This window comes from Microbacterium schleiferi (assembly GCF_015565955.1).
Lineage (GTDB): Bacteria > Actinomycetota > Actinomycetes > Actinomycetales > Microbacteriaceae > Microbacterium > Microbacterium schleiferi_A.
In genome coordinates this window covers 2,131,221-2,144,398 of the sequence record NZ_CP064760.1, presented here as the reverse complement: position 1 = coordinate 2,144,398, position 13,178 = coordinate 2,131,221, and the positions used below count along the sequence as shown (strand labels likewise).

7 protein-coding genes and 4 pseudogenes are annotated in these 13,178 nt (G+C 68.3%); 5 read left to right on the top strand and 6 right to left on the bottom strand.

What is annotated here, in order from left to right; genetic code table 11:
• Window positions 1-2 precede the first annotated feature (2 nt).
• Window positions 3-248, top strand: a complete 246-nt coding sequence (locus IT882_RS10370; protein WP_195691792.1) for a hypothetical protein — start codon at window positions 3-5, stop codon at window positions 246-248.
• Here the strand turns inward: IT882_RS10370 and IT882_RS17380 are convergent.
• Window positions 144-845 (bottom strand): annotated as a pseudogene (locus tag IT882_RS17380) (phosphotransferase); the annotation flags it as partial. The gene IT882_RS10370 and the pseudogene IT882_RS17380 overlap by 105 nt on opposite strands.
• 68 nt (window positions 846-913) lie before the next feature.
• Here IT882_RS17380 and nudC point away from each other — a divergent pair.
• Both nudC and IT882_RS16510 read left to right on the top strand, forming a co-directional pair.
• Entirely contained in the window at window positions 914-1,822 is a 909-nt protein-coding gene (gene nudC, locus IT882_RS10360) for an NAD(+) diphosphatase (protein WP_195691790.1), read from the top strand.
• Window positions 1,819-3,517, top strand: a pseudogene (locus tag IT882_RS16510) (ATP-dependent helicase). Before nudC ends, IT882_RS16510 begins: the two are co-directional and overlap by 4 nt.
• A 799-nt stretch (window positions 3,518-4,316) precedes the next feature.
• Here IT882_RS16510 and IT882_RS10340 read toward each other — a convergent pair.
• Entirely contained in the window at window positions 4,317-5,744 is a 1,428-nt protein-coding gene (locus IT882_RS10340) for a zinc-dependent metalloprotease (protein WP_229382059.1), read from the bottom strand.
• 207 nt (window positions 5,745-5,951) lie between these two features.
• Here IT882_RS10340 and IT882_RS10335 point away from each other — a divergent pair, with 207 nt between their 5' ends.
• Both IT882_RS10335 and IT882_RS10330 read left to right on the top strand, forming a co-directional pair.
• Window positions 5,952-6,983 carry a PDZ domain-containing protein gene (locus tag IT882_RS10335; RefSeq protein WP_229382058.1) on the top strand — a complete coding sequence of 344 codons (1,032 nt, stop codon included), beginning with the start codon at window positions 5,952-5,954 and terminating at the stop codon, window positions 6,981-6,983.
• A gap of 90 nt (window positions 6,984-7,073) precedes the next feature.
• Window positions 7,074-9,994 (top strand): annotated as a pseudogene (locus IT882_RS10330) (UPF0182 family protein).
• Window positions 9,995-10,000: 6 nt separating this feature from the next.
• Here IT882_RS10330 and IT882_RS10325 read toward each other — a convergent pair.
• From IT882_RS10325 to crtI, 4 genes and pseudogenes are all read right to left on the bottom strand, one after another.
• On the bottom strand, window positions 10,001-10,897 hold the full coding sequence (locus tag IT882_RS10325) for a prenyltransferase (protein ID WP_195691786.1): 897 nt from the start codon (window positions 10,895-10,897) through the stop codon (window positions 10,001-10,003).
• A complete protein-coding gene (locus IT882_RS10320; RefSeq protein ID WP_195691785.1) occupies window positions 10,884-11,207 on the bottom strand; it encodes a lycopene cyclase domain-containing protein in 324 nt (107 codons plus the stop codon). Before IT882_RS10320 ends, IT882_RS10325 begins: the two co-directional genes overlap by 14 nt.
• Window positions 11,204-11,557 (bottom strand): lycopene cyclase domain-containing protein, encoded by a 354-nt coding sequence (locus IT882_RS16505; RefSeq protein WP_229382391.1) that lies wholly within the window; start codon window positions 11,555-11,557, stop codon window positions 11,204-11,206. The genes IT882_RS10320 and IT882_RS16505 overlap by 4 nt, the downstream gene beginning before the upstream one ends.
• 3 nt (window positions 11,558-11,560) lie before the next feature.
• Window positions 11,561-13,170 (bottom strand): annotated as a pseudogene (gene crtI, locus IT882_RS10315) (phytoene desaturase family protein); the annotation flags it as partial.
• Window positions 13,171-13,178 lie beyond the last annotated feature (8 nt).

The following is a 13,178-nucleotide window of genomic DNA, read 5'->3' as shown; positions in this document are numbered from 1 at the left end:
TCGTGACCGTGCACGAGCCAGGCGGCGAACTCGAGCTCGGCGTGCAGTCGAGCACGGGAGCGCAGCAGGCCGTCGGCGGCGCGGCTGCTGGCGGCCACGTACGCGTTCAGAACGTCGACCGCAGCTGCCGGTGCCGAGGCAAGCCACTGCAGGTCGATGGCCGGATCGCCGACGGCGACGGCATGCCAATCGACGACGCCGACGACCGTGGGAACGCCGCCCGGATCATCGAGGAAGAAGCTGGATGAGGATGCCCCGCCCAAGACCACCGTCGGTTCGAAGCGCCACAGGTCGTCGTCGGCGATCGCCCGGCGCCACCGGGACACGAGGGAGCGCGGCATCCGCTTGGTGTGTTCGGCGCGGTCGACCAGGCGCGAGACCTCGTCCCTGACCTGCTCCGCCGAACGGACGACCAGGCCTGCCTCGCGTGCCCATGACACCGGGAGGGCATGGGTGGCAGCGAGCGCTTCGGCCAGCGCCGGCGCCACGCCCGGACCGGCGGGGATCTCACCCGGGTCGACGCGGTAGCCGGCGACGAAGCTCGTGATCACGGCGGTGTCTTCGCCCAGAGGCACTTCTCCGAGGAGCTCGGGCGCGGCATAGGGCAGCAACGCCCGCACGCCCGGTGTGAGCGCGCGCAGCGCCCGCGCGTCAGCACGCACGGCGTCGGCCGACTCCGGATCGGTTCCCACACGGATGACGACATGGGCGCCGGTGTCCAGGGTCGCTCGAACGGCATCCACCCGACCCGAGGCGTTCTCGGTCAGGGGTGCGACGGCGACGATGTCGGCATCCGGCGCGACGGCAGAGACAGCCGCGGCTAGAGTGAACAGGGTGCGCGCCATGTGCCCAGGGTAGGTCTGGCAGGCGCCGCAGCCGTCGCGCCACGCCCTTGAGGGAGGTCCTCGTTCCCATGCGCCCCTCCGCTGTCCCGCCGCTGGCTCGCGGCGGATTCGACCGCGCTGAGCACCGTCGCGCGGCGCTGGGATCGGCTCCGGATGACGGCGCGCTCGTTCTTTTGGTCCATCGCGACAGTGCCCCGGTGGCCGGCGAGGACGGCTCACGCCCTGTTCTTCAGTGGTGGGCAGGAGCCGATCCCGCGCTGGTGAACACGGACGGTGAATACGCCTTCCTCGGTGTCGGGCCCGACGGCGTCGACCGCTGGGTGCTCGCGCTGCGCGAGGTCCCACCGACCCTCGATGAGCAGTTCTCCTGGGGGTCGTTGCGCGTCATCGGGGGAGACCTCGACGACGCCGACGGTGACGCATTCGTCACTGCCGTCAGTCTCGGGCGGTGGCTGCTGGACTCGGCTCACTGCCCGCGGTGCGGATCTGTCGCCGCTGTGCAGACCGGTGGGTGGTCCCGTCGATGCGCATCCTGCGAGCAGGACCTGTTCCCCCGGACGGACCCAGCCGTCATTGTCGCCGTTACCGATCGCGCCGGAGCCCGGCTGCTGTTGGGGTCGCATGTCGCCTGGGGAATGGGGCGTTTCTCGTGCTTCGCGGGGTTCGTCGAAGCCGGCGAATCGCTCGAAGCCGCCGTGAAGCGGGAACTGCTCGAGGAGGCGGGGGTCCACATCGAGGACATGAGCTACGTCGGGTCGCAAGCGTGGCCCTACCCGCGTTCGCTGATGGTCGGCTTCACGGCTGTCACCGGCACCGACAGCCCCGTCGCTGACGGGGAAGAGATCATCGAGGTCCGGTGGTTCGATCGTGCCGAGATCGGAGCAGCGCTTGCCGGGGACGCGGATGTGCAGCTTCCGGGACCGAGCTCCATCGCTCGCACCCTGATCGACCAGTGGTACCGGTCGGCGCAGCCGTGAACGCGCTCGACGGTCTGGATGAGCAACAGCGGGAGGCGGTGACAGCGCTGCGCGGGCCCGTCTGCGTGCTGGCCGGCGCGGGCACCGGCAAGACCCGGGTGATCACCCGCCGGATCGCGCACGGCGTCGACACCGGAGCGTATTCGCCGGGACGCGTCATGGCTCTCACCTTCACCAGCAAGGCCGCCGGTGAGTTGCGAGGCCGGTTGCGCGCCCTCGGTGTCGAGGGGGTCGCCGCCCGCACCTTCCATAGCGCGGCGCTGGCTCAACTCAACTACTTCTGGCCGACGCTTGCCGGCGACCGGCCCCCGCGATCATCGACAACAAGGTGCGTGTGCTTGCGCACGCCGCGGACGGCATTGGTCGGGATCTCGATACGCCGACGCTGCGCGATGTCGCCGCGGACATCGAACGGCGCAAGGTGACGATGTGCACGATCGATGACTATGCGCGCGTACGTGCTGGTGCGACGATCGGGAGGCTCTCGGCCAGTGCGGTGATCGACCTCCATCGCGCGTACGAGGCGCTCAAGGACGAGCGACGACAGATGGACTTCGAAGACGTGCTGCTCGCGTGCGCCGGGATGCTGGAGACCGAGGCGCACGTGGTCGCCGCCGTCCGTGAGCAGTACCGCCACTTCACCGTTGACGAGTATCAGGATGTCTCCCCGCTCCAGCATCACCTGCTCGAGCTGTGGGTAGGGGATCGGCGCGACCTGTGCGTGGTCGGCGACGCGAGCCAGACGATCTACTCCTTCGCGGGCGCAGACCCGCGATTTCTCATCGACTTCCCGCACCGCTGGGAGGATGCCCGCGTCGTGCAGCTGCACCGCAACTACCGCTCGGATGCTGCGGTGCTCGCGGTAGCCAACGACCTCATGCGAGAGCGCCCGGGAGCGGTCGAATTGACCGCCGTGACCGAGAGCGCGTCGGGGCCTCGGCCCCGACGGTGAGCGCATACCGCGACGAGGTGGATGAAGCACGCGGGGTGGCTGCCCATATCTCCGAGCAGCTTCGCGCGGGCGCCGACGCGACATCCATTGCGGTGCTCTATCGCACGGGAGCTCAGTCGGCCGAGCTCGCGGCGGCGCTGGCCGACGGCGGTATCGCGACCACCGTCCTCGGGGGAAAGCGGTTCTTCGACCTTCCCGAGGTGCGTCAGGCGGTGCTGGCGCTGCGCGGAGCATCCGTGGCGCCGCTGGAGCGAGGCTTCGTCGAGGCCGTCCGCGACATCCTCCGCTCCCTCGGGATGACCGACGAGGCGCCGCCAGCCGGTGGCGCGGTGCGCGAATCGTGGGAGGCGCGCTCGGCCATCCTGCGCCTGGCCGAGGAAGCACCCGCCGGGACCACGATGCGCTCGTTCACCGACGACCTCATGGCTCGCGCGCGGACGCAGGACGAACCCGCTCTTCGCGCCGTCACGCTGGCGACGCTGCACGCCGCGAAGGGCCTGGAGTGGGACCACGTGCACCTGGTCGGCCTTGCCGAAGGTCTGCTGCCGATCGCATACGCCACCCACTTCGATCAGATCGACGAGGAGCGCCGCCTCGCCTACGTCGGTATTACGCGGGCACGGCGATCGCTGTCTCTGTCGTGGTCGGCCGGCTCGCGCGGACGTTCGCCGTCACGATTCCTCCAGGAGATTCGCACGAGCACTCGGGATGCCGCTCCCAGTGCCGGTGCTCGGCGCCGGTAGCCAGCGTCAGCCGCAGGCTGAGTCCGCCCCGACCGGTCAGCAGAAGCCTGCCCGCGTGCAGCGCCGCTTCGGCGGCAAGCCCCGCGGGTCCCACGGGGTCTTCCCGCCCGATCAGCTGCGCCGTCACCAGAGGCCACGCCGGATCCCGATCCCGCTCGTGCGCCGCCACGCAGCTCAGGCATGCGCTCTGACCCGGAAGCACGAGGGGGCCGACCTCTGCCTCGCCCGCACCCAGGACGATTCCGACGTGCGGGATATCCTCGCGCATCCATGCCGCTCCGCGCCGCGGATGCAGCGCCTGCGCAGCCACCAGGACGACCGCGTCCGGTTCCGGTGCGTCGGCCAGCGAGGCATCGAGTCCGACATCGCGCAGCCCGTCGCGGATGCGCGCACCGTAGCGGGCCGCCGGATCATCCACGACCTCCACCGCGACACGCAGGACCCTCCCGGTGCTGACGATCACGGGGCTCAGCGTCGCGATCAGTGCATCGACGTCGACAGCCGCGACACCGAGAGATCGCGCGAGGGCTGTCACACCGACCTCAGCTACCCCCTTCGACAGCTCGCGGATGACCTGGAGCTGCCACAGGGCGGGGTCCTCGAGCCGTGCACGATCACTCCTGCCGAACTGGAGCGTCGTCGGGGTCCGCCACAGCGGCGGATGGGCGGGGTCGATGCGGAGCATGCCCCGATTGTGCTGCGCGAGCACGGCGCCGGTTGGTCTCTGTCCACAGAAGCGCGGGCACTGCCTGCGACGGGAGGCTGGGGAGGAGCGGGCGGGCGTAAGCTGCGAGGAGACTCAGACGGGTCGCTCGTCAGGCCCGTCCGTATCAGGGCCTTCCGTGTCAGAGCTGTTCGTATCAGGGCCGTCCTCGTCGGCCGGGCCGTCGGATGGCGCGCCGCCGATGTCTTCGCCCGACAGCAGCCGCGCGAGAGCATCGTCAAACTCGTCCTGCGCGGGCTCTTCGCCGCGGGCGTGTGCCTCAAGACGCGCAATCAGAGCGCTCGGATCGTCGATGTCGGCGGCCGTGGGCACGAGATCGGGGGAGTCCCACAGCTCGTCACGCGCGTCGACGCCCACGGCATCCGTGATCGCTCGCCACATGCTGGCTGCCTCACGGATTCGGCGGGGACGAAGCTCGAGTCCCACGAGAGTCCCGAGCGCCTGCTCGGCCGGCCCGCCGACGGCGCGCCTGCGGCGCACGGTCTCGGCAATGCGATCCGCGGCAGGGAGCCGGGTCGTGGCCTGCGCGGTCACGACATCGACCCAGCCCTCGATCGTCGCGAGGGTCGTCTCGAGCCGAGCCAGGGCCGCCTGTTGCGATTCGGACCGCTCCGGCAGCAACGCTCCGCTTTCCAGCGCCTCGCGAAGCTCCTCCGGATGCTGCGGGTCGAACCGACCCGCGAGTTCCTCGAGCGCTCCGGTGTCGACACGCACCCCGCGGGCGAAGTCCGACACCTGCGAGAGCACGTGCAGCCTCAGCCACCGTGCGTGACGGAACAGGCGTGCGTGCGCCAGTTCTCGGGTCGCGATGTACAGGGCGAACTGGTCGTCGGGGATCTCGAGATCCTTGGCCAGCTGCGCGTAGTTCTGGGGCACGACGGCGGCCTGGCCATCGGGGAGCAACGGGATGCCGACATCGCCGCCGCTGACGACCTCGGTCGAGAGGTTTCCGACCACCGTCCCGAGCTGCGCGGCGAAGAGGGAACCGCCGATGGTGCGCATGACCCGCCCGGCTCCGGCGATCATCTGCTGCATCTCAGGGGGCGACTGCTCCTGCAGCGCCGTGGTGAAGGCATCCGCGATGCTCGTCGCGACCGGCTCCGCGAGCTCCTGCCACACCGGCAGGGTGGCCTCGACCCATCCACCACGTGTCATCGTCACGCCCGGACCCGGAAGATCGGAGATCGTCGTGGCCTCTCCGAGCCACAGGGCAGCCAGCGTGAACGCGTCGTCAGCTGCCGACCGGTCGGCGGCGGTGATACCCGCGCCGTCCTTGTTCGCGATGTGCAGCGCCTGCGTCGTGGCGGCATCCCAGGAGATTCCGCCCTCGCCGGCCGACGCCATCGCGCCCTGCAACTGCTGCATCGCCCGCTGGATCATGGCGGGGTCGAACCCCATCTTCTGCAGTTCGGCGAGCTGTTCGCCGCCCATGCCGGCCTGGCCGAACAGCTGTCGGAACAGTTCGGGCAGGTCGTCGTCGGGGTTCCGGTCGTCGTCAGCCACGGGTGCCGCCTTTCAGCCGGTTCTTGAGGTTGGCATCTACGCTAGTCGCACGATTGATCGCACCCGTGGGCCCCACCTGAATCGCCTTACGCCGGTCGCGAACGACGGCCGAGAGGATGACGTGGCGCTGTTCGACGAGAACGTATCGGTGACGCCTGCCCGGCGGCCCCCATCAGCCGCCGGACGCGCCTGGGCCTGGGGGCGCTGGTGGTCGCACTGCTTGCACTGCTGGCGATGTCGTTTCTGCCGACCGCCTATGTCATTCAGCTTCCCGGCCCGGTGTACAACACCCTCGGCACCGTCACCACGAGCGATGGTGAGGATGTTCCGCTCATCGAGGTCTCGGGTGCCGAGACCTATCCGACCTCCGGTGCCCTGGATCTGCTGACTGTTCAGATCGCGGGAAGCCGCGAGCGTCCACCCTCGTGGTTCGATCTCGCGGTCGCCTGGTTCGACCCCTCGCGCGCCGTCGTGCCGATCGACGCGGTCTTTCCGGACGGTCAGACCAGCGAGCAGCGCAGCGAGCAATCCGCCGCGCTCATGGTCGACTCCCAGGAGGAGGCGACGGCTGCCGCGCTGACCGAGCTCGGCTACGACGTCGGGACGCAGGTCACGGTCGTCTCCGTCGGCGAGGATGCTGCAGCACGCGGAATCCTGGAGGAAGGCGATGTCGTCCTGCGCGCCGACGGCGATCCGGTCACGGATGCCTCGGCGCTGCGCGAGCAGGTCCAGCTGAGCGAGGGCGGTCCGCTGAGTCTTGACATCCTGCGCGACGGCGAACCGATGACGGTCGAGGTCACGCCGGCTGCCACCACCGTGGATGGGCAGACGCTGTGGATCATCGGGATCACGCTCATCACCAACTACGACTTCCCGATTGATGTCACGATCCAGCTCAACAACGTCGGGGGCCCGAGTGCGGGCATGATGTTCGCGCTCGGGATCATGGACACCCTGACCCCGGGAAATCTCAACGGCGGTCAGAACGTCGCCGGCACGGGCACGATCACCGCCGACGGGACTGTCGGGCCGATCGGCGGCATCCAGCAGAAGCTGTGGGGCGCCTCCCGTGCAGACGCCGACTACTTCCTGGCGCCGGCTGCCAACTGTCCGGAGGTCGTGGGTGAGATTCCCGGCGACCTCGAGGTCTTCTCGGTCGCGACCCTCGATGATGCACTGACGGCCCTCGACGTCATCAGCTCGGGCGGCGACGTGTCGCAGCTGCCGACGTGCGGCTGAACGACCGGTTCGCGCCGGCGTGGTCGCTGAGGGCGAACACGATCAGGGCATCTGCACGGCGATCGCTCAGAAGCAGCCACCTAGGATGAAATGGTGACCACGACCTCAGCGCCGAACAGGGCCACGCCTTCGCCGTCCCGCCGCATCCTCGCCATCTCCCTCGCGATCATCGCCGCGCTCGTCGTCGGCTTCTTCATCTTCGCGAGCCTGTACGCCGACTGGCTGTGGTACGAACAGCTTGGTTTCCAGGAGGTCCTGCTCACGCAGTGGGTCGCCCGCGTGATCATGTTCGTCGTCGGGTTCTTGGGGATGGCAGTTCCGGTCTGGGTCGCCATCCAGCTCGCCTACCGGCTGCGCCCGGTCTATGTGCGCCTCAGCTCCCAGCTGGATCGGTACCAGGAGGTCGTCGAGCCGCTTCGCCGACTCGCTATGTGGGGAATCCCCGTCTTCTTCGGCTTCTTCGCCGGGTTCGCGGCATCCACGCAGTGGCAGACGACGTGGCTGTGGCTCAACGGGGTGACCACGGATGTCACGGATCCGATCTTCAACCTCGACACCGGCTTCTACATGTTCGCGATGCCGTTCTACAGCGCACTGCTCGGCTTCGTCTCGGCAGTCCTGCTGGTGAGCCTGCTCGTGACCGTCGTCGTGTCCTACCTCTACGGCTCGGTGCGCGTCGGGCAGCGTGAACTGCGCATCTCCAAGGCCGCGCGCATCCAGATCGCCGTCATCGCGGGCCTGTACGTCCTGGTCCAAGGCGCCAGCCTCTGGCTCGACCGCTACCTGCTGATGGTCCAGAACGACGACCGCATCACCGGACCCGCTTACACGAGCGCAAACGCCGTCATCCCGGGTCTGTCGATCCTGGCCATCAGCGCGATCGTCGTCGCGCTGCTGTTCTTCGTGACCGCCATCATCGGACGCTGGCGCTACCCGCTGGTGGCAACCGCGGTGCTCGTTGTCGCGACAGTCGTGGTCGGTGTCGGATACCCGTGGGTCGTCAACACCTTCCAGGTCACGCCGAACAAGATCAACTACGAGTCGCAGTACTACCAGTACAACATCGACGCCACGAAGGCTGCCTACGGAGTGAGTGGCCTGGAGCAGATGGACTTCTCGGCGGCGACGGATGCCGAGGAGGGCCAGTTGCGGTCGGACGCGGCCACGACCGCGCAGATCCGCATCATGGATCCCGCCATCATCCCCCCGACCGTGCGACAGCTCGAGCAGTACCGTGCGTACTACCAGTTCCACAATCCGCTCGACGTCGACCGGTACGAGGTCGATGGCGAGTCTCAGGACACGATCGTCTCGGTGCGGGAGCTCGACGTTGACCAGCTGGATGCTGCAGCGCAGACCTGGCAGAACACGAGCTTGATCTACACCCACGGGTATGGGCTCGTCGTCGCCAAGGGCAACGACCGCACCACGGACGGTGAGCCGGTCTTCCTCGAGCGCGGCATCCCGGCGTCGGGGTTCCTCTCCGATCAGGAGGACTTCGAACCCCGCGTGTACTTCGGGGAGATGTCGCCGCAGTACTCCATCGTGGGAGCCCCCGCGGGCACCGCCCCGATCGAGTTGGACTACCCGACCGGCGCCGACGGCGCGAGCGAGACCAAGACGACGTTCGAAGGCAACGGCGGACCGAGTGTCGGGAACGTGTTCAGCCGCCTCATCTACGCACTCAAGTTCCAGTCGGAGCAGATCCTGTTCTCCGACGACATCAACGACGAGTCGCAGATCCTCTACGACCGGGACCCCGCGATGCGCGTGCAGAAGGTTGCCCCGTACCTGCAACTGGACTCCGACCCGTATCCGAGCGTCGTCGACGGCCGCATCGTGTGGATCATCGACGGGTACACCCGGAGCGCGAACTACCCCTACTCCTCGACGGTGAGCCTGCAGGAGGCGATCTCGGATTCGAACACCGCGCAGCAGCGGTTCGGCCTCGACAACATCAACTACATCCGCAACTCGGTGAAGGCCACGGTCGACGCCTACGACGGCAAGGTGACCCTTTACGCGTGGGACGAGACCGACCCCGTGTTGCAGACGTGGCAGAAGGTGTACCCGTCGACGCTCAAGCCGGTCTCGGAGATGTCGGCAGACCTCATGAGCCACGTGCGGTACCCCACCGACCTCTTCAAGGTGCAGCGTGCGGTCCTCGGGTCTACCACGTGAGCGACGCGCAGTCGTTCTACCAGCGCGACAACGCGTGGGAGACGCCGAACGACCCGCAGAACGACTCCGAACTGCAGCCGCCGTATTACCTGAGCATGCAGATGCCGGGTCAGACGTCGCCGACGTACTCGATGTTCACGACCTTCATCCCCTCGTCCGAGGCGGGTAACGCCCGAAATGTCCTGATGGGCTACCTGGCGGTCGACTCGAACGCGGGTGATGTCGCAGGCACGCCGCGGGACGATTACGGGAAGCTGCGGATGCTCGTCATCTCGGCCGATACGACGGTTCCCGGTCCCGGACAGGTGCAGAACACCTTCAACGCCGACCCGTTGATCTCGTCGCAGATCAACCTGCTGAAGCAGGGGCAGTCCGACGTGCTCAACGGCAACCTGCTCACACTCCCCGTGGGTGGCGGCCTGCTTTACGTGCAGCCGGTGTTCGTGCAGTCCTCGGGAGCCACGAAGCTGCCGACTCTTCAGAAGGTCCTCGTTTCGTTCGGTAACGACATCGCGTTCGAAGACACTCTCACCGAGGCTCTGGATGCGCTGTTCGGCGGAGACGCCGGTGCCGCCGGCGGCGACAACGACGTGACGCCCACTCCGGGTGCCACGACGGAGCCGACGCCTGCCCCGACGCCGACCGAGACCACGACGCCGACCGAACCGACGACGCCGACCGACGCCTACGACGCCGCGCTGCAGGAGGCTCAGCAGGCGATGCTGGACCGTGACGCGGCCCTGAAGGCGGGCGACCTGACGGCGTTCGCTGAGGCCGACGCGCGGCTGACAGCGGCGGTGGAACAGCTCATCGCCCTGGGCGGGCAGTAAGCCCGCTCAGGCGGTGAGGATCCACCACCAGATCAGCAGCAGCGTCACGACGAAGCCGGCGAACTGGTTGATCCACAGGAATCGGCGCCATCCGACGGTTGCCCGCTCGGCATCGGCGTCGCGGATCGCCCGGTACGGCCACACCGCAACCAGGTAGGGGATCGCGGCGATTGCCGCCAGCGGGCCCGGCCACGCCGTGCCGAGCATGACAAGACCCGAGAGGGCGTAGCAGGTCAGGGCGAACCGCACGGTCCACCGTGCACCGCGGGCGGTGGCGATCGACGAGATCCCAGCCTCGCGGTCGGCCACGACATCCTGGACCGCGCCGAAGGCGTGCGAGGCGACACCCCACAGAGCAAAGGCAAGGATGATGAGCCCGAGCTGCCACGTCCAGGTGGCGCCGGCCAAGACGAGGCCGTAGACGGCCGGCGAAAAGAAGTGGATGCTGCTGGTCACCGAATCGGCGAACGGTCGCTCCTTCAAGCGCAGCGGCGGAGCGCTGTAGAACACGACGAAGAACAGGCTCAGAGCGAGCACGAGCCACGACAGCGGCGACCCGACGATCGCGAGATAGACCACGAACGGTACGCAGGACAAGCCAGCTGCCCACAGCGTGATGGCGTGCATCCGGCGATCGAGCACCGCGCCGTGCGCGCCCCCCTTGCGGGGATTGCGCAGGTCTGACTCGTAGTCGAAGACGTCGTTGATCCCGTACATCGCCAGGTTGTAGGGGATGAGGAAGAAGAGGGTTCCGATGACGAGCGTCGCGTCGATCTGCCGGGTCGTGAGCAGGTAGGCCGCCGCGAACGGGTAGGCAGTGTTGATCCAGCTCACCGGACGCGACGAGACGAACAGTTCCCGGATCACCCGCCCGGGTCCGAGCGCCGGTTCAGCGGTGCTCACGCGGGGCTCCAGAGCGCGCCTTCGGCAGCAGGACGTACACGGCCGGCACGAGGTAGGCGGCGCAGATCGCGTACGAGAAGTCCTCGATCGGGGCGACCCCGATACGGATGCCGCTCGAGGTGCCCTCGGGGTAGGCGACGAGCCCCGCAGAGATGATCACGTTGTCGAAGATGGCGGTGAGGACCACGAGAATTGCCGCACTGATCGTCGATGCGAGCATGCGCTGTTTCATCCCCGGCTGGGTCATCGACAGCAGCGTGACGACGAGAGTCAGCAGGGCGAACGGAATGATGATGAGCGCGTACGTCATCGGTCGCTCACCGCCTCATCCGTACCCGTGCGCGCGGCGCGGGCGTCGAGGTAGCGCAGCGCAGCGGCGTAGAGGACGAGCCCGAGGTAGCACAGGAAGGCGAGGAAGAACGGCTCTTCCAGGGGAAGCTCGGGTGCGAGGTCGATGCCGACGAACAGGCTGCTGCCGCCCTTGATGAAGGCGCGGGTCATGATGCCGACGGCATCCCATGCGAGGAAGAACATGACCCCGATCGCGACGGCAGCGAGCGTGCGCACGGGAGCGGCGAAGGCTGCCAGGCGCCACCGCGCGTCGATGACCGCGATTCCCGCAGCAGAGACGAGGATCGCGAGCAGATACAGCCCGGGCATTTCAGACGGCCGCCGGTTCGGCGATCGGCCCGGGGAGCGGTCGCCGCGCAGGCGCTTGACGACGAGCTCGGCCGAGATGAGACACATGGGCAGTCCGATTCCGGGCAGCGCCGAGGCGCCAGCGTACGCGAGCGCGTCGACCTTCTTCGAGGCGTTGCGCGGGCGGAAGACGGCGCTCTGGCGCAGCGTGTGGGCAAGACCCAGGGCGTTGCCGCGCCATGCGTGGAAGTCGTGCTCGAAATCTCCGGGTGCGATCGTGCGACGCACGGTGATCCTCTCGGCAAGATCGGGGATGCCGCACCACTGCGAGATCTGCTCGATGACCCGATCGGCGGCAGCTTCGATGCGCGGGGAGCCGCCTCGGTCGACGCCCCCGTGTCCGAGACTCGGGTCTGCGGGAATCGGAACCAGGACGAACAGGTTCTCGCTGCCGTCGGGTGCGACCGTCGGGTCGGTCGCGGAGGGCTTGCAGACGTAGATCGACGCCGGATCCGGGATGCGGGTGTGCTCCCCGAAGATGTCGTCGAAGTTCGCGTGCCAATCCTCGGTGAACAGCAGGGTGTGGTGCGCGAGCTGCGGCAGTTCGCCGTCCACGCCCAGCAGCAGCAGGAGAGCGCCGGGGCTGGGAGTGCGCTTGTCCCACCACCGCTGCGGGTAGGTGCGCAGTGGCTCGGGAAGCAGCTGTGTCTCGGTGAAGTGCAGGTCTGCCGACGAGACGACAAGATCGGCATCCACCCGCCGCCCATCGGCGAGCGTGACTCCCGTCGCCTGGGCGCGCCCGCCGGCGGTGGGGGTCGTGACGATCGAGGTGACCTCGGCTCCCGTCTCGATGGCGACGCCTTCGGCGCGCGCGACGCGTTCGACCGCGCGGATGACTTCGTAGAGCCCTCCGCGCGGGTACAGGACACCGTCTGCCAGATCGAGGTGACTCATGAGGTGATAGAGGCTCGGCACACCGTACGGGGAGCCGCCGAGGAACACGGCGGGGTAGCCGAGGACTTGCTGGAGGCGCTTGTCACTGAAGCGGCGCTCGACGTGACGCGAGAGGGTCGTTGTCAGCAGTGGCGCAAGCTGCGGCATCCGGCGCAGCAGCGCGGGGTCGCGGAGCCCGGCCGTCGTCTCGTACGTGTCGTAGAGGAACCGGGTGACGGCGAGGTCGTAGGCATCCTTCGCGGAGTCGAGGTAGTCGGCAAGGACCTCACCCGCACCCGGCTCGATGCTCTCGAACAGCTGCGTCGACAGGTCGCGGCCCGAGCGGATGTCGAGCGGCTCGCCGACCGTGCCGGTGGGGGCTCGCTGTAGACGCGGTAGGCGGGATCGAGACGGACCAGGTCGAGCTGTTCGGCTGTTGTCGTGCCGAGCAGCCGGAAGAAGTGGTCGAACACCTCGGGCATGAGGTACCAGCTCGGGCCCGTGTCGAAGCGGAACCCGTCGGTCTCCCAGACGCCGGCGCGACCTCCCACCTCGTCACGAGCCTCGAAGAGCTTCACCTCCCACCCCTCGCGTGCGAGCAGGGCGGCAGTTGCCAGGCCCGCGATGCCCCCTCCGATGACGACGGCCTGACCGGCATCCGTTCGGGGTCCTTCGGGTCGGGCGCTATCCGTCTCGCTCATGCGGAGTC